The following is a 25,942-nucleotide window of genomic DNA, read 5'->3' as shown; positions in this document are numbered from 1 at the left end:
GTTATTGTTAAGCATTCTCTCAGTTTTTCGATTTCTTAGGGTAAGTATTTACTGCCTGCAAAAATTTAATTGACCCCCAAACAATTAGACTATGAAAAGAAATTATACGAAACTTTTATTTAGGTTTTTAGTCCTACTCAATTTCCATTTCATTTTCACAAGCGCGGTTAACGCACAGTACTGCCAGCCAAAAAACATTGGTAAATTTAATGTTAATTATATCTCTAATGTTTCAATAGGCACTCTAAATAATAGTAGTAATGAGCAAACTGGAAGCTACACATTTTTTTCAGATGTACCAGCAACTGAAGTTGTGGCTGGGGAATTGCTCAAAGGAGAAATTACGGTTACAATTAATGGATGGAATAAAAAGAAGAATACAGTAATAATTTGGATAAACCTTAACGAAGGTAATGATGATGATTTTGATGATGCTGGAGAACGTTTTTTGTTTACATTTCAGGATAACCAGAGTGTTAGGGGTAACAAAACAGTGAAAGTGCCCTTCATTATTGAAATTCCAGAAAACGTTGTTTCTGGAAAGTCGAGACTTCGCGTAGGTTACAGAACGGGTAATCAAAATAGCTTTGAATCCTGCGATTATAAATATCAGGCAGGTGAAGTTGAGGATTATAATATCACTTTTATCTCTGATTATGAGGGTGGAGATGAAGATGCACCAAACCATTGTGAGCCTAAAAATATAGGAAGTTTTAATAAGAATTTCATATCAAAAGTTTCGTTTGCAAATATTGAGAATAGCAGTTCAGGCGAAACAGGCGGATATAGTAGTTATATTGATTTACCAGCAGCTGATATTGCTGTAGATTCTGAATTTAAAGCAGAGGTGACAGCAACAATTAATGGATGGAATACCAATACAAATATGTTAGCGGTTTGGTTAAATTTTAATGAAGCTGATGACGACGATTTCGATGACGTAGGAGAGCGTTTTCTATTTCCGTTTCAGGACAGCAAAAATACAGGAGGAGTCAAAACAGTCAAAATACCTATAGAAATACCAATTCCAAGTACAGTAAAATCTGGAAAATCTACGATAAGATTTGGTTTAAGAACAGGTGAAAAAGAAAATTTTAGTGCTTGTGATTTCAATTACCAATCAGGAGAAATTGAAGACTACAGCATCAATTTTATAAATGAAGACGACGATAAAGATACTGATGGGGACGGTATTCCAGATTCCCAGGATATGTTTACCCCTAACCCACCAGCATCTGCTACTATAGATTTAGATGGTGTAGATGATTATTTAGATAGTAAATTAAATCTTAGCGGTTATAAACAACTAACTTTAATGGCTTGGGTAAAATTAGATGAGGGTTTTTTTGAAACAGGAACACTTTTTAGCCAGGGTAAATTAAAGTTAAAAGTCAATAAGAACAAGAATGTAATAGCCAGAATTAATGGTAAATCCATTGTTGTTAGTGATAATGACCTCTTGGAAGGTTTAAGAAATAATCAGTGGACTCATGTAGCCATAGTATTTAATAATTCATTAGAAAGGAATAAGTTAAAGGTCTTTATAAACGGACATTTAGCAAAAAAAGGGAATAATGACTTATTTTCGAAGCCTTTAGAATCCTCTCAACACCTTTTCACTATTGGAAGAAATATGCCGGGTAATAAGGAGTACTTTAATGGAGACATAGACGAAATACGGTTATTTAATAAGTCGCTTTCCGATAATCAACTTCAGAAGATTATATATCAAGAAATTACGGAAAATAGTGGAAGCGTTGCAGGAGTAGTTATCCCAAAAGTTATAATTGATAATGCTAGCGGCGAAAAACTACCTTGGTCTAGTTTGGTGGCGTATTATAAAATGGACGATATTATTAGTGCTACCACTAAAGATTTTTCGTCCTTTGAAAATACTGCTACAATATACAATGCCAAAACCGTAAAGGCGCAAACAGCCCCCATGCCATTTAAAACAAAAGGTAATGGTAGTTGGGAAAGTAAAGATGTATGGGAGTTGCCTGATGTAAGGGATACAAAAGAAGTACAGGACTCTGATTTTACTATCGTAAGGGTAAGCCATGACCTAGAGGTTAATAGCTCAATTAAAACATCAGGGTTAATTCTAGATTCTGAAAAAACTATTACTGTTAAGGGGGATCATGAATTAAGAAATAGTTATTATTTAGAACTTAATGGTACTATTGATTTTAAGAATGATTCCCAATTAGTTCAAACCGAGAACAGTGATTTAGTAACCTCTAAAGAAGGTAAAATTTTAAGACGACAAGAAGGGGCCTCAAGTCCGTTTTGGTATAACTATTGGGCATCTCCAATAGGGGTAAAAAGCGTATCCCCTTTAGTTGATAATAATACATCAACCAATAACCCCAATAATTCTGATTTTAGGTTGGATATGCTAAAGGACGATGCTGGTTTCAATACACAATTCACCAATAACTACACTGCAAGCGGAAACATAAGCACATTTTGGCTATATACATTTATTAATGGCCTCACATATTGGGATTGGGCTCAAATAACGCCTTCAACACAACTTGCTCCTGGTATAGGTTATACGCAAAAGGGAACAGGAATACCAGCTGACCAGCAGCAATACATTTTTGAAGGTAAACCAAATAATGGTACTATATTGATTCCCGTAGAGGATAAAGGAGGTGCTGGTTCAATTTCTGGAGAATCAAAAACAGAGTTTCTTCTAGGAAACCCTTATGCTAGTGCAATTGATATAGTAAAGTTTATTGACGACAATGCAGGGGTTATTGATGGCACTATCCAGTTGTGGCAACAATGGAGCGGAGCATCTCATAATATGGCTGATTACAATGGAGGTTACGCACAAGTAAACAAATTAGGAGCCGTTAGGGCACGGCAATTTTCAGGGCTTAACGGAGGAACAACAGGTGAAGCCGTAGGAACATCGCTGCCTACAAGGTACTTACCAGTGGGGCAAGGTTTTATGACTGAAATAGTAGCAGATGGTAATGTAGAATTTAATAACAGTCAGCGCGTATTTATAAAAGAATCCGAAGCTGATGGGAAATACGATAATGGTTCGGTATTTTTAAAGCAAGCATCATCTAAATCCACTGGCAATACTACAAACGGTGAAAATGATGAAGAGCTCGTTAAAAAAATACGCTTAGAATTTAATACTATAGTTGGATCAAAATCAAAAAGAGAACTATTGTTAGGGTTTAGCAACATAACTTCAGATGGTTATGATTACGGATATGAAGCCGAAACGGATGACATAAGTAACAACGATTTGAATTTGGTACTTGATGGAAAAAATATGAATATGCAGGCATATAGTCCAATAACGCTCGATAAGGTCGTGCCTTTAAATTTCAGGTCATCTGGCGATAACACGTTTGAGATCAAGATTTCAGAACTAGAAAATATACCAGAAGATCAAGATATTTATTTAAGGGATAATTTAACAGGGGAGTATTTCAATCTGAGAAACGATCAGCCCTATAGTTTTACCTCAGCACAAGGCATATTTAATGATAGATTGGAGATTGTGTTCCAAAGCGAGCAACAAAGTTTAAGTATTGAAGAATCTTTAGCAAATGAAAACTATATCTATTATCAAACTAGTACTAGTACACTATATATTAAAAAATTAAATAGCGATGTTGGCAAGTTATCCTTAATAAACATGCGAGGGCAAGCTGTAATAGAAATGGCAAATGTTTCAAGAGAACGATTAGAAAATGGTATGCAATTCAATAATATAGCAACAGGCACTTATGTAGTTTTTATCAGAACAGATATAAATGAGGTGCTTACTAAGAAGATTATGGTGAATTAACACATCGTTTAAATAGAAAAAAATTAAAAAGGCTACTATTTTGAGTAGTCTTTTTTGTTTAGTCGCTAAGGTTGGTCCATCTAATTAATTAAGATCAGCATAGCGGATAGTATAAACTATTTTAGAGGCGAAAAACTCGATTTTCCATCTTATTTAGTACCTAAATTATGATGATATTGCATTAAATAAAATGGATTTAATCGAATTTTTATAGCACTTTATCGATAATAAGTAGTGGTTTTAATTGGATAATCTCTTGTGAATCATTAGTTTTGTCTTTTATAGTATGACTTTCCCTCAAAATACACTCCATTGAATTAAATATTTTATTGTAGTAAATAAATAATAGTTTTTAAACTAATACTACTTATGAATATAAAGCTACCTTATACTTATGGTACTTCTATTATAAAAAATGAGCAATTTTTTAAAATTGTATGTTTTGTATTTTTTTTGTTTAGCTTAAGCAATCTTTATGCACAAAATGCTACAGATAATTTTTCTTCTAATAATTTTTCTGGAGGTTCAGGTTGGGCAATTGCATCATGGACAACCGTTGGGTCTCCAACAGTAGTTGGTCAAGAAGCTTTTTCAGATGGAGGAACCAATAGGTCTTTTACAAGAACAGTAGATTTAAGTTCCGTTCCCGCTGCAACGTGAACCATGGATTGGAGATGTGTAGACAGTAGTTCTGGTTTTGAAGCTGATGATCAAACGTTTTTTCAAGTTTCGTATGGAGGTGGCGCATTTTCAACGCTTCAAACACTTACAGAACCTTGCCCTAGTAGTGGTGATACAGTTAGTGGTTCAATATCTCTACCTTTAGAAGGTGGAGATGCAAATACTCAAATTAGAATTCTTACTTCTAATAATTCCAGTTCAGAAGATATGTACTTTGATAATGTATTAGTAACACTGCTTACCGTAAGCGATCTTGTAGCTAGTTTGCCACCTTTTACTTGCGACGGAAAACTTTATCAAGTTTATGCAAATCCAGCTCAAATAGGTCTTATAGATATCCGTAATAATACTTTCAACGATTTACCAAACAGTCCAGCTCCTTCACAACTTAATGCTTCAGGCTATAGACTTTCAAATAATATTGCCTATGCCATTAATAACGGTACAGTTAATTTATGGGCTATCGGATCTGACGGTTCAGTTGTTAAATTAGGTGCCATTTCTGGCTTACCTACAGGAACAAATTACACTTCTGGAGATTTTGGTCCAGATGGTTATTTATATGTTAAAAGCTCAGATCCAACATATCGTCGAAATATTTATCGGGTAGATGTAGATGCAGTTGCAGTTGTGAGTACTTTAGCTATTGGAACAGAGGCAGATTTTGTAGCAGATTTTGCTTATAATCCAGTTACTGGATTGTTTTATGGTGTTCAAAATAGCAATGGGAATTTTGTTTCAATAAATCCTTCCACAGGAGCTACTATTGTTGTTGGAAACGCAGGTACTATTAGCGAAAGTTGGGGGGCTATGTTTGCTGATGTTTCTGGGCGTATTGCAGGAATAAGAAATAGTGATGGCGGATTATACGAGTTTGATATTACAACAGGAACCCCAACACTACTAGGGTCTGCAGCAATCACATCTAGTAACGACGGTTTTTCATGTTCAAATAGTATTTTTAATTTTGATACTGATTTTTCAGATGCACCAATGTCTTATGGTTCAACTTCACATACAATTAGAAACTCATATTATATAGGTGCTGCTGTACCAGATGACGATGCTTCAGCACAATCAACTGCAACCGCAGACGGAGATGATACAGATACAGGTGGAGCTAATTTTGATGATGATGATACTGTATTAACGACACTTTCAACTGGGCAACCCGCAATATGGGACGTCTCAGTTACTGGTGCAAACGGATTTTTACAAGTATGGATAGATTTTAATACAGATGGTGATTTTGGAGATGCAGGAGAACAAGTAGCTATAAATTTACAAGATGATGGTACTTCAGGAGATACTACGGCTAGTGATGGTGTGATAAATGTAACGTTTATGGTCCCTCCATCAGCAAATACAACCAATCCAAGTTTTGCTAGATTACGATGGAGTTCTTTAACAAGTCTAAATGCAACAGAAATTGCCCCAGATGGTGAAGTTGAAGATTATCAAGTAAGTATTCAATATGTAGATCCATGTGATGCATTAGCATCAGGAAATCCTGATAATGATGGAGATAATATAAGTGATGATTGTGATTTAGATGATGATAATGATGGTGTTTTAGATACTGATGAGCTTAATTGCTCTGGTTTTATAGATTTAAATCAGACCTTTTCAGATAATAGTTCAAATCCAGGAACTATAAATAATGTTTACCCTTTTGGAGGTGTAACAATTGATTTTACATACGAATTATTAGGTTCAGCAAATTGGTCTGGAGGAGTTAGTTCACAAACAGCTGCTGGTGTAACAGGAAGTTATATTAATATGCAACCTATAACAACAGATTTCCCTAATGGCGATGTTGCAGTTTATACGTTTAGCTTTTCTGAACCTGTTTATAATTTATCATTTAAACTTGGTGGTTTTGATAATCAAGATAGAGCAGACTTAATAGCTACAAATAGTGGCGCAAATGTTCCTATTACCATAACAGATATTAATTTGAATGATGGTGCTATATCAGGGCAAAGTGCCTACGATATAAATGGTGGTGGCGCAAATGCCCCATCAAATAGTGTGCAGGTTTCAATTAATGGACCTACAGATGAGTTAGTAATTACAGTTGGAAAGACAGATGGTGAAAACAATCATGCTACCATTCAGTTTTATGAGCTATCATATTGTGCTGAGGTAGATACAGATAACGATGGTACTCCAAACCATTTAGACAATGATTCAGATAATGATGGTTGTCCAGATGCCTTGGAAGGAGATGCACCTAACAGTCAGATAGGATATTCAGACTTAAATGGCAGTACCCAAATAATAGGAGGTATTGATGGTAATGGTGTTCCAAATACAGCTAGTGGCGGCCAAGGTATTGGAACAAGTATAGATAATACCTTACAGGCAAACGAGTGTAGTACTTGTGATACAAACAACCCTCGTTATATAGATACTGATGGGGATTTAATAGGTAATGATTGTGATCTAGATGATGATAATGATGGTATTCTAGATACTGATGAGCACCCAAAAACGCTACTATGGGTTTTAAGAGGCGCTATTACGCAAGATCAACAAAATACAATAGATAAATTAATAGGCTTAGGTTTTACGGTTACAATAGCAAATGATACAGATTCTCAAGATGTCAATAACTATTCTGTAACCTATGTACATCCTACAGTAAACAGTGGGACAACATTTGCAAATATTGCCAATTTAGCAACCACTACAAAAGGTATAGTTACTAGTGAAAATGCTTTGTTTGATGAAATTATGGGAACAACAGGTGCAGCAGCAAACCCTGCTACTCCTTTTATTAATATTATAGATAACACTCATCCAATAACTCTGGGTTTACCTTTAGGTAATCTAGATATTGGTGATGGAAGTTACATTGTAGCTAATATTCTAACTGGAACACAATTAGGTGAGCATCCTAATGGTATGGTAAGTATGGTAGCATGGGAAATTGGTGAAACCATGGATGCAGGAATTGCTCCAGGTAGAAGAGTAGCGGTACCTCATACAAGTTATAATGGCGGATTAAACGCAGCTGGTGAAGATTTATTGATAAATGCCATTTTGTGGGCTTGGGCTTTAGATACCGATAATGATGGTTTTTATGATCATTTAGATATTGATAGTGATAACGATGGTATTCCAGATAATATAGAAGCGCAACCAACCATAGGATATATTGCACCTAGCGGAATTGGTTCAGGAATAACAGATACCAACAATGATGGTGTGGATGATAATTATGGTACTGGTTTTACCTCATTAGAAGACACAGATAGTGATGGTATTTTTGATTATCTCGATACTGATAGTGATAATGATGGAATTCCAGATATTGAGGAAAACGGAATGGTTAATTTAATATCAGCAACATATACTGATTCAGATGGTCTAGATGATGTGTTTGAAGGTGGTAATGTAAATGATCCGTATGATGTAAATGATGAAATTAATGACCCTACTGATCTTTCCGTTTTACCAGATTCTGATGGAGATTTAGGTATTTCAGGAGGAGATCTTGATTACAGAGACGGATTTAATTCTACATGTTTAGCAAATCAAAATACTTTAGATTGGTCTGTAGTGGATTGGACTGGTGGTGATTTAAATAACACTTATGATATCAATGGTCATTCAATAAGCGTTTCAGTATCTGATCCTTCGGGGTCTTTAGCAACGACACCTCCACAACCAGATAATTTAACATTCTACAGAGGTGATCAAGCGTCACCACAAGAAACCTTAATAACTTCAGTAGATTTAGCTTCTTTTGGAGATACAAATACTTTGTCAATTCAATTAGATTTAGGTGTTTCAGGTGAGGGTCTGCAAGGAGTTAATTTTAAATTATTTGATGTAGATGGTAATGTAGGAGCATATTTAAGACAGGAAAAATTTGTAATTACAGGCTCACTAGGTGGAACATCTGTATCCCCAATTTTACAAGGAACAAGTAACCATTCAATAACTGGTAACGAAGTTATTGGTAATGAAGCAGTAAATTCCAATAATTCTAGTTCTGGAGATGGTGTTGTTTTTGTAGCTTTTAATAGTCCTGTAGATACTGTAACTATAGAGTTTTCAATAAACCCAGGCTCAAATTTAACAGATGGCGGTAACCCAGGCTTCGGATTATATGATATTAACTTTTGTAGTCCGCCTCCAGAAGGCGCAACAATAGACTTTGATGGGGTAGACGACTACTTATCTGGTAACAGCATACTTAATGGTTTAGATGAGCTTACTATAATGGCTTGGGTAAAAATAGACCCAACAAATGCAGGTGTTTCTAATATAACTATTGCTGGTGAAGATATTTCTTGTAGGTTATATGTTCAAAATGGTAATAGGTTAGTGTTTGGCACCAGAACTACCGCAGGATTTACAAGTGCTACTAACGGTACAGTTGTAAACTACAACGAGTGGCATCATGTAACAGGTGTGTTTAATGGTAGTACAGGAAATCAAACCATATACATAGATGGACAGCAATCAACATCTTTTACAAATACAAACCAAATAGGGCAAACTATATTATGTACAAGTAGTTGGAATGGTAATTTTGAAATAGGGCGTTTATCAAGAAACACATCTAATCAGCAATATTTTAATGGAGAAATAGATGAGGTTCGCGTGTTTGATAGAGCTTTAACAACTGATCAAATTCAACAGATGGTGTACCAAGAAATTCAGAATAATTTAGATAATGTACAAGGCACAATTATTCCTAAAGATATTGTAGATATTTCAACAGGGCATAATATATCATGGAATAATGTATTAGCCTACTATCCATTGAATGACATAATTAATAGTACCACAGCTGATTATTCAGCAAACGGAAACCATTTAACATTACATAATATTACAACTTTACAAGAACAAACAGCGCCAATGCCTTATGAAACAATAAGTGATGGTGGTTGGACTGAGGAGAGTACATGGTTACATGGTAATGTTTGGGATATTGAAGATGTTGCAAATAATAAAGATTGGAGTATAGTTCATATAAAGAATGCTATTTCCACATCAAATTCTCATAACAGTTTAGGGTTACTTATTAATTCAGGAAATACCTTTACCATTTCTGGAGATAACGCCATAGATAATTCATGGTATTTAGAGTTAAACGGCACAATAGATTTATTGGAAGACTCTCAATTAATACAAGGTTTACATAGTGATTTAGTAACTTCTAATGATGGTAAAATATTAAGACGTCAAGAAGGTCAAAGTAATGTTTACAGATATAATTATTGGAGTTCTCCAGTTGGAGCACCAACAGGAACAGGTTTAATTAACGAAAACACTAGTAGTAATAATCCAAATAATACTGCATTTACACTAAATACTTTAAAAGATGCCTCAGGAAATCTTGTACAATTCACAGATGCATATCATCAAGATGGGCTTATTAGTACGTATTGGTTATATACCTACATAAATGGTATTACTTACTTTGAGTGGGCAGGACTAAACGAAAGTTCACCAATAGCCCCAGGGTTGGGTTATACGCAAAAAGGAGGTGGTTCGTTATCTCAATATATATTTGAGGGAAAGCCAAATAACGGTACAATTTTATTAAGTGCTAGTGATGTTGGTGGATCAGGATCAGTTGGAGGTGTGAGTAAAACAGAGTATTTAGTAGGCAATCCTTATCCTTCAGCTATAGATGCTCATCAATTTATTGCCGATAATTCGTCGGTAATATCGGGCACTATTTATCTTTGGGAGCAATGGGGAGGCAATTCGCATGTTTTAAATAATTATCAAGGAGGTTATGCCACTTTAAATTTAATGGCTAAAGTAAGAGCCTACCAATTTATAGGTTTAGATGGGGCATCAACAGGTTTTCAAGGAGGTATAAAAACTCCAACTCAATTTATTCCTGTTGCACAAAGTTTTATGGTAGAAGTTGTAAGCCCTTCTGGAGATATTCAGTTTAACAATGGGCAACGTATTTTTAGAAGAGAAGCGGTAGGAGAATCGGTATTCTTTAAAACTAATAGTAACGCTAAGACAAAAAAAGGAAACGATACAGAAATATCAACCGAAGATATTATTCAAAAAATAAAACTAGAATTTACAACAAATAATGGTTTGGGACGAGAAATGGTTTTAGGCTTTAGTAACCTTACTACAGATGGTTATGATTATGGTTATGATGCCATAGCTACAGAAACCTTTGTAAACGATTTAACAATGCCATTAAATAATTTATCAACAGTAATTCAAGGGTTTTCTAATATAACGCCAGATAAAGTAATAGATCTTAATTTTCAATCAGATGGTAAGTTAACATATAGTATTAAAGCAACAGAGTTTGTAGATTTTCCAGAAGATCAAGAGGTGTATTTACTAGATAAGTATACAGGAACGTATCATGACTTAAAATCAGGTTTAGCATATAACTTCACATCAGATAAAGGATTATTTAATGATAGATTTGATGTCGTGTTTCAAACAGAACAAGCGTTAAACAATGATGAGTTTTCAAAAAATAACAGTTTAATTTATTTTAATAATAACGCAAATTTATTATTTGTTAAAGGATTAAACGCATCTGTAGATAAGCTTAAATTAATAAATATGCTAGGGCAAACCATAGTTGAGTTTAATGGTGTTTCTAATAAAGCTTTAGAAAATGGATTAGAAATATCAGATTTAAGTTCAGGAGCATATATCGTGTATTTAGAAACTGAAAATAATACAAAGACTGAGAAAATTATAATTAATTAGTGCACTAATTAATTATAAACTATGTATTAAAATCTGTAATTTTTACTTTATAAAATAACTTATAAATGAAGCCCCCTTTTTCCTTAAAACATAATCTACATTTTAATAGAATTCCTTAATTTCGCAATCTTTAAAGTAAGATAATAAAATGAGCGCGAAAACTTTGGTAACTAGATGATTATAATTTATAATTATAAAAATCAAAGTTTACATCTGTCCATTGAAAAATAAATAAATAGTATCAGATGAAATTTGCTGAATATAAAGGACTTGACTTACCAAAAGTGGCAGCCGACATTCTAAGCTATTGGAAAGAAAATAATGTTTTTGAAAAGAGTGTGTCTACTCGAGAAGGTAATGAACCTTATGTGTTTTATGAAGGCCCACCATCTGCAAATGGACTTCCGGGAGTTCATCATGTTTTAGCGCGTGCTATAAAAGATATTTTCCCACGTTATAAAACCATGAAAGGTTATCAAGTAAAGCGTAAAGCTGGTTGGGATACTCATGGTTTGCCTATTGAATTGGGCGTTGAAAAAGAACTTGGTATTACAAAGGAAGATATTGGTAAAACTATTTCGGTTGAAGATTATAACGCTGCATGCAGAAAAGCGGTGATGAAATACACCGATGTATGGAACGACCTTACTGAAAAGATGGGTTATTGGGTAGATATGGAAGATCCGTATATTACGTATGAGCCTAAATACATGGAGTCGGTTTGGTGGTTGTTAAAACAGATTTACAATAAAAATTTATTGTACAAAGGGTACACGATTCAACCCTATTCGCCAAAGGCTGGAACAGGTTTAAGTTCGCATGAGTTGAATCAACCAGGAACGTATCAGGATGTAACTGATACAACCATAGTAGCACAATTCAAAGCTAATTCAGAATCATTACCAGACTTTTTACAGAATGAAGGCGATATTTACTTCTTAGCTTGGACTACCACACCTTGGACGTTGCCAAGTAACACCGCTTTAACTGTTGGTCCAAAAATCGATTATGTTTTAGTTGAAACCTATAATCAATATACGTTTGAACCAATAAATGTTGTTTTAGCTAAGAAATTAGTGAACTACCAGTTTTCAGGAAAGTTCAATAGAGTTGAAGAGAAGTCAGAATTATTAAATTACAAATCTGGTGATAAAAAAATTCCATTTTATGTAGTTAAGGAATTTGTTGGTAAAGATTTAGTGGGTATCACCTACGAGCAACTCTTACCTTACACCCTTCCAAATGATAATCCTGAAAATGCATTTAGAGTAATTTCTGGTGATTTTGTTACTACGGAAGATGGTACAGGAATTGTTCATACTGCGCCTACATTTGGTGCTGATGATGCTTTAGTTGCAAAACAAGCAACACCTGAAGTGCCACCAATGTTGGTAAAGGATGAAAATGGCAATTTAGTGCCACTTGTAGATTTACAGGGGCGTTTCCGTCCAGAATTGCAGGAGTTGGCAGGTAAATATGTTAAGAACGAATATTACAGTGAAGGTGAAGCTCCAGAACGTTCTGTAGATGTTGAAATCGCCATCAAACTCAAAGAAGAAAATAAGGCCTTTAAGGTTGAAAAATATAAGCACAGTTACCCAAATTGTTGGCGTACCGATAAACCTATTTTATATTATCCGTTAGATTCTTGGTTTATCAAGGTTACTGATGTTAAAGAGCGCATGCACGAACTTAACAATACCATCAACTGGAAGCCAAAGAGTACAGGTGAAGGGCGTTTTGGTAATTGGTTGGCAAACGCGAACGACTGGAATTTATCACGCTCGCGTTATTGGGGCATTCCATTACCAATTTGGAGAACCGAAGATGGTAAAGAAGAATTGTGTATCGGTTCTGTCGAGGAATTAAAAACCGAAATGAAAAAATCCGTAGAGACGGGATTCATCCCGTCTGACATCTTCGAGGATTTCGAAATAGGCAACAATTCCGAAGAAAATTACGCCAAAATAGATTTACATAAAAATATTGTAGACGAAATCGTGCTGGTATCACCATCAGGTCAACCTATGAAACGCGAAAGCGATTTGATAGATGTTTGGTTCGATTCTGGTTCTATGCCGTATGCGCAATGGCATTATCCTTTTGAGAATGCTGATTTTATTGATAAGGGGACAACATTCCCAGCAAACTTTATTGCAGAAGGCGTAGACCAAACCCGTGGATGGTTCTACACATTACATGCTATTGGGACCATGGTTTTTGATTCTATCGCTTACAAAAATGTAGTGTCTAACGGATTAGTGTTGGACAAGAACGGACAAAAAATGTCTAAACGTTTGGGGAATGCCGTGGACCCTTTTGAAACGTTAAGTACTTATGGTGCAGATGCCACACGTTGGTACATGATTTCAAACGCAAACCCTTGGGATAATTTAAAGTTTGATTTAGATGGTGTTGCCGAAGTAAAACGTAAATTCTTCGGAACACTTTACAATACGTATTCTTTCTTTAGTTTATATACAAATTTAGATAGTTTCAGTTATGCTGAAGCCGATATTCCTTTAGAAGAACGTCCAGAATTAGACCGTTGGATTCTATCTGAATTACATACTTTAATTCAGAAAGTAGATGATTATTATGCAGACTATGAGCCAACAAAGGCAGCAAGAGCAATTTCAGACTTTACGCAGGATTATGTGAGTAACTGGTACGTACGTTTAAGCAGAAGACGCTTCTGGAAAGGCGATTACCAAACTGATAAAATTTCGGCGTATCAAACATTGTATACCTGTATGGTAACTATCGCAAAATTGGGAGCACCTATTGCGCCGTTTTTTATGGACAGGTTGTATTTAGATTTGAATGCAGTTACCCAGAAGGAAGCTTTTGATAGTGTACATTTAGCACATTTTCCAAAGTATGATGTATCTTTTGTAGATAAAAGTTTGGAACGTAAAATGGAAGCAGCACAAACAATATCATCACTGGTGTTGTCGTTAAGAGCTAAGGAGAAGATAAAAGTGCGCCAACCACTTCAAAAAATTATGATTCCTATTAGCAGTGCACAGCAAAAAGAAGAGATTTTAGCGGTTTCAAATTTGATTAAGCACGAAGTAAATGTAAAGGAAATTGAATTGCTTGAAGACGCGTCTGATATTTTGGTGAAGCAAATAAAACCAAACTTTAAAGTTCTTGGGCCTCGTTTTGGAAAGGACATGAAAGCTATTGCTGGTAAAGTAATGAACTTTACTTCTGAAGATATTAACAAAATCGAGCAAAATGGAAGTTTTGACGTTGAAATAAACGGAAAAAACATTACTTTAGAACGCGATGATGTTGAAATTACCTCGCAAGACATCGAAGGCTGGTTGGTGACAAACGAAGGTTCGTTAACAGTAGCCTTAGACGTTACTATTTCTGATGAACTAAGAAAAGAAGGAATTGCGAGAGAACTAGTAAATCGTATCCAGAATTTGAGAAAAGATTCTGGGTTTGAGGTAACCGATAGAATAGATGTAAAATTGCAAAGAGACGAGCAGGTTAAACAAGCTGTAGACTCTAATATAGAATATATAAAAACCGAAACATTAACCGAAGAATTAGAAATTATTGATCAGATAAATAATGGTATTGAGATTGCGTTTGATGATGTAAATACCAAATTATCTATCACAAAACATTAAAATTATGGCTTCAAATGCAAACGTAAGATACTCCGATAGTGAATTGGCAGAATTCAAAACGCTAATACAAGAAAAAATTGATAAAGCGCAACATGATTTAGAATTGATTAAAAGTGCGTATATGAACGATCACAACAACGGTACAGATGATACATCGCCTACATTCAAGGCATTTGATGAAGGTAGTGCTGTAATGAGTAAAGAATCTAATTCGCAATTAGCAATTCGTCAAGAAAAGTTTATTCGCGATTTAAAGAATGCTTTAATCAGAATTGAAAATAAAACCTATGGTGTATGTCGTGTAACGGGTAAGCTTATCAATAAAAAACGTTTAGAGTTAGTACCGCATGCAACTTTAAGTATTGAAGCTAAAAACATGCAGAAATAATATATTCCTTTGAAAAAAGGAATCTCATAATTTAAAAACGCCTATCTTTAATATACTAGAGAAGGGCGTTTCTAATTTTATCAAGGCTGTCACTCCTGCGAAGGCAGGAATCAAAAAATAAATGTCTCTAAAAAAATCCATAGTCTTAATCATCATTGTTTTACTTATCGATCAGATAAGTAAGGTGTATATTAAAACGAATTTTATGCTCCATGAGAGTGTTGAAGTATTCAGTTGGTTTAAAATATACTTTATTGAGAATGAAGGGATGGCTTGGGGCACCCGCATAAGTGATTTTGTGTCGTTTATTTCGGATAGGTCGGCTAAAACATTTTTAACCTTATTTAGGGTAGTCGCCATTTTTGGTATAGGCTATTGGTTATGGACTGCCACAAAGAAGAAAAGTTCTAGAATTCTAATAGTAGCCATTGCCTTAATCTTTGCTGGAGCTTTGGGGAACATTGTCGACTCTGTGTTTTATGGCGTCTTTTTTAATGATAGTATTAACCAAGTAGCTACATTTTTGCCAGAAAAAGGCGGTTATGATACATTATTACATGGTAAAGTGGTAGATATGCTCTATTTTCCTCTGTACAAAGGTTATCTCCCCGAATGGATCCCGAAATATGGCGGGCAGTACTTTACGTTTTTTGAACCCGTTTTTAATATTGCTGATATGGCTATAAGTACAGGATTTTTGATGCTGATTGTTTTTAATAAGAGGGCGTTTGCTAAAAATGACTAATATGTATTTTAAAAAAAAATACTTTTTATTGCTAGCGCTACTATTAGTAGGAATAGAGAGTTTTTCTCAGAAAAAATATCATTTTGATTATTGTTTGGAGTATGAATTAATCTGGCCTAAATCTTCGATCCACTGGACAGGGAAAAATATTAAGAAATATTATTTGTCAAATTCAAAAAAGAATAATTTTCATGCGGTTCTTATTGAAAAGGATAGTTTAAATTATGAAATGCACTTTCAGGACAATGATGGAATTATATTCGAAGTATATCTTCCCAAATCCGAATTGAATATAGCTGAAACTGTTGAAGTAGATTGTAAATATGCGCGGAAATATAGTACCTTCCCTCATCAAATAAATAACTACGATTTTATTAATTTGAATGATACTGTACAAAATGGGATGTCATATTCCAGATATAAACTATCTTCAATTAAACCAAGACGAGCAAAAAGAAAAAAGTTGGCTACAACTTACTATTTAATTGACAAGAAAACCAAGTTTCACTTACCTCTTCTGCCTTTTTCCACTGCTTATGAGGAATGGAAAAGCAAAAAGAACATACCTAAAGGGATTTATGCCGAACGCTGCATATTAAAATATGATGGCAGTATGTTTCTGAAAGAAAAGCTTCTCGATTACTGGAAAATTGATAAAACCATAGTGATTGATGAAGCGTGCGACTATACTAAGGAGGATCTTTTTTTTAAGATAAATTAAAAAGGAGTTATCCCGTATTGCGTTACACAATAATCCAACCCAATATCACCCTCAAAAACATCACTAATCTCGTCTTCGGCTTCAAAAAAGGATAAACCAATTTTGATTGTTTCAGGTTTACATTGACTTAAGAATTTGTCATAAAACCCTTTACCATAACCTACACGATTACCTTGTTTGTCAAAAGCTAAAAGCGGAATAAATACCACCTCAATTTTATCATTTGAGATTTCGATACCATCAATAGGTTCGGGGATGTTGTAACTATTTCTTTTGATAACTGTGTTATCGGTTAACAAATAATTCGTCAACTCTCCCGTTTCAAAATCACTTTTTGAAACGAGGATGTTTTTGTCCTTTCCTGATAGAATATTCAAAATATAGTCGGTGTTAACCTCCTTTTGCTCTTCTATGGATAAAAAAATATGATAGTATGAGTAATCCCAGATTGGAAGTTTTAATAATTGGTTAGCAATATCAATACTAAAGTCATCTATTTGTTCTTCTGATAATGCTTTGCGTAGTGCTTTATATTTCTTTCTTAAATCTTGTTTTAGCATTTCAAACTAAGATTTAATTTTAGTAGAAATATGAAATAACGCATCACCTTGATAAACAATGGGCAATTCATTCACATTAATAACATACCCTGAATATTGGGCTCTTACGAAGTAATTAAATTTTCCGTAAGGATCGGTAATATTGCCAATAATATCTTCTTTTTCAACTTGTGAGCCAACAGGAATAGCGGCCTTAAACATCCCTGAATATTTAGCCCTTTGCCATTTGCTGTCTTCAATAAATACGCATTTCTTTTTAGGTTTCGAGGATTTAAAAACCGTCTTTAACATGCCCAAATGTTTTAGGACACGTTTTGAGCCATTAACGCCAGAGTTGGTTACTACATCATCGATATGAAAAGACTTTCCGCCTTCAAAAAGAAGCATATCTTTGCCCAATTTAGTACAAGTTGTCCTAAAGGATTTTGTTAGGTTCTTGGAGTATAAAACAAATGGTGCGCCAAAAACTTCAGCAAATTCGTTCAGGTTTTTTTGGGATTTGGTATAGCGCAGTTGTGGCGCATTAAATCGTCCCGAACCTCCTGTATGAAAATCTATTATCAAATCAGCGTGAGGCACTATTTCTTTTATTAATTTGTTGGCAACACGACTGGCTAATGACCCGCTTGTGCTTCCAGGAAATACACGGTTTAAATCCCTGCCATCAGGAAATTCACGTTTCATATTGATAAAACCAAAAATGTTAATTACAGGCATGCAAATAATAGTGCCAATTTTAGGTTGGTTAATGCCTTTTGCAATGAGTTGCCGTATAATTTCAACACCATTAACCTCATCGCCATGTATACCGGCAGTAAATAATACTGTTGGTCCTTTTTTCTTAGAGCGACTTATTATTACCGGGACATCAATAGGTGATGCCGTATGCAAGTTGGCAACATCAAAATTTACTTCTTTGGTTTCTCCAGGTAGTACTTCAGTTCCAAGAATAATTAGAGATGTTTTTTCTGTTGTCATGAGTTTTTACCTCGTTTTGGAGTTTAAATTTTTTGCTTTTCGGAATTTGAATCTAATTATCTATTCCGTTCAATATAGGTGATGATACTTCTTGCTATATTTTTTCCCGTGGCGCCTTCAATCCCTTCTAAACCGGGTGTGGAATTAACTTCTAAAAGTAACGGTCCTCGATTAGATTGTAACATATCCACACCGCAAACAGGTAGTTTTAATGCGCGTGAAGCTTTCATTGCTACTTTTATTTCAGCTTCGGTTAATCGCACGATTTCTGCTGAACCTCCGCGGTGCAAATTAGAGCGAAACTCGCCTTCTTTTCCTTGACGTTTCATCGCACCAACAACGTGTCCATCAACAACTAAAGCTCTTAAATCTGCGCCTTTGGCTTCTCCAATATATTCTTGAACCAAAGCTCGTGCTTGCAAACCATTAAAAGCTTCCAGAACCGATTCCGCAGCGTTTCTTGTTTCTGCCAAAACTACGCCTAAACCTTGAGTACCTTCCAACAGTTTAATAATTACGGGTGCGCCACCAACATGAGACAACACCTTTTCAACATCACGGGAATAGTTGGTAAACACGGTTTTTGGCATACCGATACCTGCTTTAGACAAACGTTGGAAACTTCTTAGTTTATCACGAGATCGAATAATGGCATCAGATGTTACTGAAGTAAACACATTCATCATTTCAAACTGTCGAACTACCGCGCATCCAAAAAACGTAACCGATGCCCCAATCCTAGGAATAATGGCATCAACATAATCCAGATAACGGTCTTTATAATAAATGGTAGGCTTTTCTTTTTCTATAATAATATCGCACTTCAAAGGGTCAATAATTTCCATTTGATGTCCACGCTGTTCCCCTTCTTCCACAAGTCTATTTGTAGAATACAAGTTGGCATTTCTAGAGAGAATTACAATATTCATGAGCTTTTTTAATTGAAGAAACGTTTTCTAAATCTACATCAACAATAAATTTCTTGCTTAAAAATTGTCTACCAATTAAAACAGGAAATTTCATATCGTCTCTCGTGCTTAAAGTTAAGTTAATTTTATAGCACTTACCAAACACAATAACTTCAGATTTAATTTTATACCTGTTTTCTTTAAAGCCGTTACTACTTTTTACATCGGTTAGTGAAAATTTATTAAAAATAACAGGGTTTTCAATAGTGTGCCCATTAAAATAGCAGTGTAGCAAACCATCCACTATTTCCACTTTAGAACAATGTATGGCTGAAGTATACGCGCCGGTATCTATTTTCGATGGTACATTATATAGATTCAATTCTGGAAAGTCAACCTTGTCAATTCTTCCAATAGTTTTTTTCGTCATGTTTAATTATCAAAAAAAGAATGCGAATGTAGAAAAATTATCGATTCAAAATTCAAAAAATAAGAAATTTTAGGATGTTAAAAACAATGAAATCTAAGCTGTAACTTTTAAAATTTTTACCTTTACATCAATGGATACCCCAAACTTAGAGATACAACTAAAAACCCTACCAAATCAACCAGGAGTTTATCAGTATTATGATAAAGATGATACCCTCATTTACGTAGGTAAAGCCAAAAATTTAAAAAAACGGGTGAGTTCTTATTTTACCAAGAATCATGAATATGGCAAAACAAGGGTTCTGGTTAAAAAGATTGTTAGAATTAAGCATATAGTTGTAGAAACTGAAACAGATGCATTGCTTCTTGAAAATAACCTGATAAAAAAATACCAACCGCGTTACAACGTGATGTTGAAGGACGACAAATCCTACCCATGGATTTGCATTAAAAATGAACGTTTCCCAAGAGTATTTTCCACGCGACGCGTTTTTAAAGATGGTAGCGAATATTTTGGGCCCTACACTAGTATGAAAACGGTTAGAACCCTGCTAGATTTGATAAAGGGCTTGTATTCATTACGAACTTGCAATTACAATTTAAGCAAGGAAAAAGTAGAGGCAGGGAAATACAAAGTGTGTTTAGAATATCATTTGGGAAATTGCAAGGGACCCTGTGAAGGCTTGGAAACCGAGGAAGAATATCATAACAATATCAAGACCATAAAGGAAATTATTAAAGGAAACTTTAAGGATTCTTTATCGCAGTTTCGGGCTCAGATGAAAGCACTTGCTGAAAGTATGCATTTTGAGGAAGCACAAAAAATAAAGGAGAAAATTGAGGTTTTGGAGAATTATCAAGCCAAATCCACCATTGTAAATCCAAAAATCAGCAATGTGGATGTGTTCTCAATAATGAGTGATGAAAGTTATGGTTATGTTAACTTTTTACAACTGTCCTATGGTTCTATCATTCGTTCGCATACCTTAGAAGTGAAGAAGAAACTGGATGAAACGGACAAGACGCTTTTGGAATTGGCAATAACAGAGATTCGACAACGATTTAATTCCAATTCAAAAGAAATTTACGTGCCTTTTAAAGTGGATTTGGGTGAAGATGTGAAGGTAGCCGTACCTAAATTGGGTGATAAAAAGCATATCGTGGATTTATCCTTAAGAAACGCTAAGTATTACAGGATGGAGCGTTTTAAACAGATGAAAATTGTTGACCCTGATAGACATGCCAACCGTATTATGGCTCAGATGAAAGCAGATTTAAGGTTAAGCGAAGAACCACGACATATAGAGTGTTTTGATAACTCCAATATTCAAGGTACAAATCCCGTTGCCGCTTGTGTGGTGTTTAAAAACGGAAAACCGAGTAAAAAAGATTACCGCCATTTTAACATAAAAACAGTGGAAGGTCCAGACGATTTTGCCTCTATGGAAGAAGTAGTGCATAGACGTTACAAACGTTTGTTAGAAGAAGACCAACCGTTACCTCAGTTGATAATAATTGATGGTGGAAAAGGACAATTATCATCAGCATTAAAGAGTTTAGATATTTTAGGGTTGAGAGGTAAAATTGCCATCATCGGAATTGCAAAACGTTTGGAAGAATTATTTTACCCAAACGACCCAATTCCACTATATTTAGATAAGAAAAGTGAAACACTAAAAATTATTCAGCAATTACGAAACGAAGCGCACCGTTTTGGTATAGAACACCACCGAAATAAGCGTAGCAAAAGTGCTTTGAATACCGAATTAGAGACCATTCCAGGCGTTGGAGAAAAAACGGTTGTAGAACTATTAAAGCATTTTAAATCGGCAAAACGTGTGGCGCATGCAAAGTTAGATGAATTGGAAGCTGTGGTTGGGATATCTCGCGCAGAAAAGGTTTATAATTATTATCATGGGAAGTAATTCAGAAATAGAGATAACCAGAGTAAATTTAATTACAAAGTGTGATGAATTTTTGTCTGGTGAAATCGATGCAAATGAATTAGAAGATTATGCATGGAAACTGATTACTAATGATTTTTTTGTTTGGGATGATGATACCCTTGCGGAAGTGATTTACCAGTTAGATAATCCTTCAATCAATTTCCCTATTACCAGAAAAAACGTAGAGCTATGGAAACATAGGCTAAAAACAAATGAAGATCTACTTTTGGAATATAATTCATGGAACACACATATTGGAAAACAGAAAGATTTATGTAAGACTTATGATTCTAAGTGGAGCCCAATAAACAAAGAGTTGAAGATAGGTGTTTCAAATGATTTATCCTCTGATCCAATTAATGGATTAAGACACCCAAAGGAAGGCGCATCAAGTGGATGGTGTATTTGGAGTGGAGAATGGTCTAAAAACGAAGATTTTTTTAAGCCTATTTGTGCTAAACATTTACTTCAAGAAAAACCAGAACTAATAAAGTACCTAGGGCTTGATGTTGGGTTTAGATTTTTAATTGGAGAGAATAATTTTGAGAATGTATGGTATGATCCTAAATTGAAAGATATTTGAGAATAAAATTATTCATATCAACCATTTTCCTGCTAGCATTCGTTTCCACGAGAGCGCAAAATCAAGTAGAAGACAACTCCAGACCCAAAGTAGGATTAGTATTAAGCGGTGGTGGTGCAAAAGGGTTGGCACATATTGGGGCTTTAAAAGTGCTGGATACTTTAGGTATACATGTAGATTACGTAGCAGGAACTAGCATGGGCGCTATTATAGGATCACTTTATGCTTCAGGCTATTCGGGTAAGGAGCTGGATTCCATTTTTAATAGTATCGATTTTGATAAGATTATAAACGACGATTTACCGAGAGCCTCCAAAGCATTTTATGAACGTAATAATTCTGAGCGGTATGCCATTACGCTGCCGTTTGAAAACTTCAATTTAAAATTACCATCGGCATTATCCAGAGGCCAAAACACTTATAATCTCTTATCAAAATTAATGCTGCATGTAAGTAATATTAATGATTTTGAAGACTTACCAATTCCGTTTTTCTGTATTGCAACTAATTTGGAAACAGGAAAGCAAGTGATGCTTAAAAAGGGGAACTTAACACATGCGGTTATGGCAAGTGGTGCATTACCCTCGCTCTTTCAGCCTGTAAAAATTGATAATCAAATACTAATTGATGGTGGCGTAGTAAATAATTATCCCATTGATGAATTGCGAGCAAAAGGAATGGATATCATTATAGGCGTGGATGTTCAGGATGGGTTGTTAAATATTGAGGAATTAACGTCTGCTCCTGATGTGCTTATTCAAATCAATAACTTCAGAACGATAAATGATATGAAGTTAAAGGCACCAAAAACAGATATTTACATCAAGCCCGATATTAAGGATTTTAATGTGGTATCTTTTAATGAAGGGAATAACATTATTGCGAATGGAGCCAAGGCGGCAATTGAAAATATAGAAGCTTTAAAACAACTACCTAAAACTAAAAACTTAAATATTAACAAACTTGTCACAAAAGTAGATAGAGATAGTATAGTGATAAGAGATATTAAAGTAAAGGGAAATAGTAAATATACGCGTTCCTACATTTTGGGAAAATTAAAGCTTAAAGGCGATGAAAAAGTGTCGTATAAAAACTTTACAAAAGGATTAAACAGTTTAATAGCAACTAATAATTTTGATTCATTTTATTATGATTTAGAGCCAACAGATGAAAAAAATACTTATGATTTATCTGCCAAGGCTAATGAAAATAAAACAACTACCTTTTTAAAGTTGGGCGTTCATTATGACGATTTGTACAAAAGTGGTGCTTTGGTAAATCTTACAAAGAAAAGCCTATTCTTTGGTAATGATATTATGTCTTTAGATATGGTTTTTGGAGATAACGTGCGCTACGAATTCAATTATTTTATTGATAAAGGATTTTATTGGAGTATTGGCTTGCGTTCAAGATATAATGCATTTAAAAAAGATGTGAATGCGGAGTTATTGTTGGATGATACTCAAATTGCAAGCACGGGATTAAATAAGGTTAATGCATCGCTTCATGATCAAACCAATCAGTTTTATCTTAATACATTGTTCAGAAAAGATTTTGCATTAAGCCTAGGAGCAGAACACAAACGCTTGCAAGTAACTTCTGAAACTATTGCCAACACAAATCAGGACGAATTCATTTTCGAAAGTACCGATTATTTTAGTGTATTTGGAAACTTGAAATTAGACACTTACGATAACAAATATTTTCCAAAAAGAGGCGTGTTTTTCAATGGAGATTTCCATACCTATTTGTTTGCATCGCATTTTAATGAAGATTTCGAAAGTTTTTCTATTGCCAGAGCCACAATGGGATATGCATTTAGCGTATCTCCAAAAGTGTCTTTCAATTTACAAACAGGAGGCGGGTTCAAATTGGGCGATAAGTCTACCACAACCTTAGATTTTGCATTGGGCGGCTATGGAAATAATCTTATCAATAACTTCATTCCTTTTTATGGATACGATTTTTTTTCACTTACAGGGAACAGCTATGTAAAAGCTTATTTTAGTATGGATTACGAAGTGTTTCATAAACATCATATTACACTAGAAGGCAACTGGGCCAATATTGATGATGATATTTTTGAAACAGGCGAGTGGTTTACCTTGCCAGATTATAGGGGCTACGCTTTGGGCTATGCCTTAGAAAGCTTTATTGGGCCTATTCAAATAAAATATAGCTATTCGCCAGAGCAAAAGGATAGTGTATGGTATTTTAATGTAGGTTTTTGGTTTTAACGTTATTTGGGCGCCTGCCTGCCGGTAGGCAGGTTACCTGCAAGGGGTCGGGCTTTCGGGAGTCGCTCCCTCCTGCGTCGGGGAGCTTCAACAAATGCCTCAATCCCTAACGCGTCCCATCTGCCAACAGCATTAAAGCTCTTTGCGCCTTAGCGATTTTGCGAGAGTTTTTAACTATTCTTTTTTTTCACGATATTTGTGTAGTTATGAAGTTTTTTTTCGAAGACTTACTACAATTTCTACACTATCTTATCAAGAGAAATCCTGAATAAGCAGGCATTTTAGTATCTTTATAGACTACTGATTTTTAAAATTTTGTCCCGTAAGTACAATCGAAGGGTTAACGTATAAATTAAAAAAAAATGCCATTTTATCATAAATTAGGGAAGATTCCCCCAAAACGACATACCCAGTTTAGAAAACCAGACGGTAGTTTGTATTACGAACAACTGTTTGGCACCATAGGTTTTGATGGTATGTCCACCAATAGCTATCACGAACAGCGACCAACACAGGTAAAAGAAATAAAAAACCAATACAATGTTGCGCCTAAAATTGCCAAAGCAAATAATATAAAATCATATCGCTTAAAAGGATTTCAAATAAAACCAGAGAATGATTTTCTGGAAAGTAGAAAGACAGTACTAATCAATAGCGATTGCGCGATTATTTTAGCGGCTCCAAAACAGTCTACTTCAGATTATTTCTATAAAAACACAGATGCTGATGAATTAATTTTTGTGCACAAAGGCGCAGGAAAATTGAGGACCATGTTAGGGAATCTCGATTTTAAATACGGCGATTATCTTTTGATTCCCCGTGGGATTATCTATAAAATCGATTTCGATACAGAAGATAATCGGTTATTCATTGTAGAATCTAGACGACCTATTTATACGCCAAAACGCTACCGAAACTGGTTTGGGCAGCTTTTGGAGCATTCCCCATTTTGCGAACGCGATATCAGAAGGCCAGAAGAACTAGAAACCAACAATGAAAGTGGCGACTTTTTAATAAAAGTAAAAAAGCAAGATGATATTATAGAGATGGTATACGCTTCCCATCCCTTCGATGTGATTGGGTATGATGGGTATAACTATCCGTATGCGTTTTCAATCCATGATTTTGAACCCATTACCGGCCGTATCCATCAACCACCGCCAGTACATCAAACATTTGAAACGGATGCTTTTGTGGTATGTAGCTTTGTGCCTAGGTTATATGATTATCACCCACAATCTATTCCAGCGCCTTACAATCATAGTAATATTGATAGTGATGAGGTATTGTATTATGTAGATGGCGATTTTATGAGCAGAAATGATATAGAAGCGGGTCATATTTCATTGCATCCGGCTGGTATTCCACATGGCCCGCACCCTGGAGCTACAGAACGTAGTATCGGTAAAACTGAAACAGAAGAGCTAGCGGTTATGGTAGATACATTTAAGCCATTAATGGTAACAGAAGATGCAATGAAAATTGCGGATGGTAGTTATCATACGTCGTGGTTATAAGCCTCCTCTAGCCCCTCCGAAGTAGGGGAAATATAGTGGAGATTTTTGGCAACTTAGGGGAAACGCGG

The 25,942-nt window shown here is 35.0% G+C and carries 15 protein-coding genes; 11 read left to right on the top strand and 4 right to left on the bottom strand.

The genetic code is table 11. The features are described 5' to 3' along the window. Positions 1-91 precede the first annotated feature (91 nt). The 7 genes from AC1B0Z_RS09905 to AC1B0Z_RS09875 all read left to right on the top strand — a co-directional run bounded on the left by AC1B0Z_RS09905 (position 92) and on the right by AC1B0Z_RS09875 (position 16,716). Positions 92-3,817, top strand: coding sequence for a LamG domain-containing protein (locus tag AC1B0Z_RS09905; RefSeq protein ID WP_483791821.1), 3,726 nt, complete (start codon positions 92-94; stop codon positions 3,815-3,817). 369 nt (positions 3,818-4,186) lie between these two features. Then, positions 4,187-4,477 carry a hypothetical protein gene (locus tag AC1B0Z_RS09900; protein WP_483791819.1) on the top strand — a complete coding sequence of 97 codons (291 nt, stop codon included), beginning with the start codon at positions 4,187-4,189 and terminating at the stop codon, positions 4,475-4,477. Positions 4,478-4,480: 3 nt separating this feature from the next. Next, the gene (locus AC1B0Z_RS09895; RefSeq protein WP_483791818.1) at positions 4,481-11,218 is read left to right on the top strand and encodes a DUF6923 family protein; all 6,738 of its coding nucleotides are present in this window, start codon (positions 4,481-4,483) and stop codon (positions 11,216-11,218) included. Positions 11,219-11,463: 245 nt separating this feature from the next. Continuing rightward, positions 11,464-14,862: an isoleucine--tRNA ligase gene (gene ileS, locus AC1B0Z_RS09890; RefSeq protein WP_483791816.1), complete on the top strand. Its 3,399-nt coding sequence runs from the start codon at positions 11,464-11,466 to the stop codon at positions 14,860-14,862. A 4-nt stretch (positions 14,863-14,866) separates the two neighbouring features. Continuing rightward, the gene (locus tag AC1B0Z_RS09885) at positions 14,867-15,250 is read left to right on the top strand and encodes a TraR/DksA family transcriptional regulator (RefSeq protein ID WP_483791814.1); all 384 of its coding nucleotides are present in this window, start codon (positions 14,867-14,869) and stop codon (positions 15,248-15,250) included. 121 nt (positions 15,251-15,371) lie between these two features. After that, positions 15,372-15,995 (top strand): lipoprotein signal peptidase, encoded by a 624-nt coding sequence (locus AC1B0Z_RS09880; protein WP_483791812.1) that lies wholly within the window; start codon positions 15,372-15,374, stop codon positions 15,993-15,995. Between the two features lies 1 nt (position 15,996). After that, the gene (locus AC1B0Z_RS09875) at positions 15,997-16,716 is read left to right on the top strand and encodes a hypothetical protein (protein WP_483791811.1); all 720 of its coding nucleotides are present in this window, start codon (positions 15,997-15,999) and stop codon (positions 16,714-16,716) included. Here the strand turns inward: AC1B0Z_RS09875 and AC1B0Z_RS09870 are convergent. The 4 genes from AC1B0Z_RS09870 to AC1B0Z_RS09855 are packed head-to-tail and all read right to left on the bottom strand — an operon-like array spanning position 16,713 to position 19,592. Further along, positions 16,713-17,276, bottom strand: a complete 564-nt coding sequence (locus AC1B0Z_RS09870; RefSeq protein ID WP_483791809.1) for a 5-formyltetrahydrofolate cyclo-ligase — start codon at positions 17,274-17,276, stop codon at positions 16,713-16,715. The two genes, AC1B0Z_RS09875 and AC1B0Z_RS09870, sit on opposite strands and share 4 nt — an antisense overlap. A gap of 6 nt (positions 17,277-17,282) precedes the next feature. Next, positions 17,283-18,254, bottom strand: a complete 972-nt coding sequence (locus AC1B0Z_RS09865; RefSeq protein WP_483791808.1) for a succinylglutamate desuccinylase/aspartoacylase family protein — start codon at positions 18,252-18,254, stop codon at positions 17,283-17,285. A gap of 56 nt (positions 18,255-18,310) precedes the next feature. Beyond that, on the bottom strand, positions 18,311-19,183 hold the full coding sequence (gene rimK, locus AC1B0Z_RS09860; RefSeq protein WP_483791807.1) for a 30S ribosomal protein S6--L-glutamate ligase: 873 nt from the start codon (positions 19,181-19,183) through the stop codon (positions 18,311-18,313). Continuing rightward, entirely contained in the window at positions 19,161-19,592 is a 432-nt protein-coding gene (locus tag AC1B0Z_RS09855; RefSeq protein WP_483791805.1) for an ATP-dependent zinc protease family protein, read from the bottom strand. The genes rimK and AC1B0Z_RS09855 overlap by 23 nt, the downstream gene beginning before the upstream one ends. Positions 19,593-19,722: 130 nt before the next feature. Here AC1B0Z_RS09855 and uvrC point away from each other — a divergent pair, with 130 nt between their 5' ends. The 4 genes from uvrC to AC1B0Z_RS09835 all read left to right on the top strand — a co-directional run bounded on the left by uvrC (position 19,723) and on the right by AC1B0Z_RS09835 (position 25,874). Beyond that, complete coding sequence (uvrC, locus tag AC1B0Z_RS09850) at positions 19,723-21,516, top strand: excinuclease ABC subunit UvrC (protein ID WP_483791804.1); 1,794 nt, start codon at positions 19,723-19,725, stop codon at positions 21,514-21,516. Next, positions 21,506-22,120: an immunity protein Imm33 domain-containing protein gene (locus AC1B0Z_RS09845; protein ID WP_483791803.1), complete on the top strand. Its 615-nt coding sequence runs from the start codon at positions 21,506-21,508 to the stop codon at positions 22,118-22,120. Before uvrC ends, AC1B0Z_RS09845 begins: the two co-directional genes overlap by 11 nt. Beyond that, positions 22,117-24,357, top strand: a complete 2,241-nt coding sequence (locus AC1B0Z_RS09840) for a patatin-like phospholipase family protein (protein ID WP_483791801.1) — start codon at positions 22,117-22,119, stop codon at positions 24,355-24,357. Before AC1B0Z_RS09845 ends, AC1B0Z_RS09840 begins: the two co-directional genes overlap by 4 nt. A gap of 362 nt (positions 24,358-24,719) precedes the next feature. After that, entirely contained in the window at positions 24,720-25,874 is a 1,155-nt protein-coding gene (locus tag AC1B0Z_RS09835; protein ID WP_483791799.1) for a homogentisate 1,2-dioxygenase, read from the top strand. The last annotated feature ends 68 nt before the right edge of the window (positions 25,875-25,942 follow it).

Source organism: Hyunsoonleella sp. J2K-J805, assembly GCF_057167125.1.
This window is presented reverse-complemented; position numbering and strand designations above follow the sequence as displayed.

Coding starts and splice junctions, on each gene's coding strand:
- AC1B0Z_RS09905 (WP_483791821.1), top strand. CDS start 92: ATGAAAAGAAATTATACGAAACTTTTATTTAGGTTTTTAGTCCTACTC.
- AC1B0Z_RS09900 (WP_483791819.1), top strand. CDS start 4,187: ATGAATATAAAGCTACCTTATACTTATGGTACTTCTATTATAAAAAAT.
- AC1B0Z_RS09895 (WP_483791818.1), top strand. CDS start 4,481: ATGGATTGGAGATGTGTAGACAGTAGTTCTGGTTTTGAAGCTGATGAT.
- ileS (WP_483791816.1), top strand. CDS start 11,464: ATGAAATTTGCTGAATATAAAGGACTTGACTTACCAAAAGTGGCAGCC.
- AC1B0Z_RS09885 (WP_483791814.1), top strand. CDS start 14,867: ATGGCTTCAAATGCAAACGTAAGATACTCCGATAGTGAATTGGCAGAA.
- AC1B0Z_RS09880 (WP_483791812.1), top strand. CDS start 15,372: ATGTCTCTAAAAAAATCCATAGTCTTAATCATCATTGTTTTACTTATC.
- AC1B0Z_RS09875 (WP_483791811.1), top strand. CDS start 15,997: ATGTATTTTAAAAAAAAATACTTTTTATTGCTAGCGCTACTATTAGTA.
- AC1B0Z_RS09870 (WP_483791809.1), bottom strand. CDS start 17,276: ATGCTAAAACAAGATTTAAGAAAGAAATATAAAGCACTACGCAAAGCA.
- AC1B0Z_RS09865 (WP_483791808.1), bottom strand. CDS start 18,254: ATGACAACAGAAAAAACATCTCTAATTATTCTTGGAACTGAAGTACTA.
- rimK (WP_483791807.1), bottom strand. CDS start 19,183: ATGAATATTGTAATTCTCTCTAGAAATGCCAACTTGTATTCTACAAAT.
- AC1B0Z_RS09855 (WP_483791805.1), bottom strand. CDS start 19,592: ATGACGAAAAAAACTATTGGAAGAATTGACAAGGTTGACTTTCCAGAA.
- uvrC (WP_483791804.1), top strand. CDS start 19,723: ATGGATACCCCAAACTTAGAGATACAACTAAAAACCCTACCAAATCAA.
- AC1B0Z_RS09845 (WP_483791803.1), top strand. CDS start 21,506: ATGGGAAGTAATTCAGAAATAGAGATAACCAGAGTAAATTTAATTACA.
- AC1B0Z_RS09835 (WP_483791799.1), top strand. CDS start 24,720: ATGCCATTTTATCATAAATTAGGGAAGATTCCCCCAAAACGACATACC.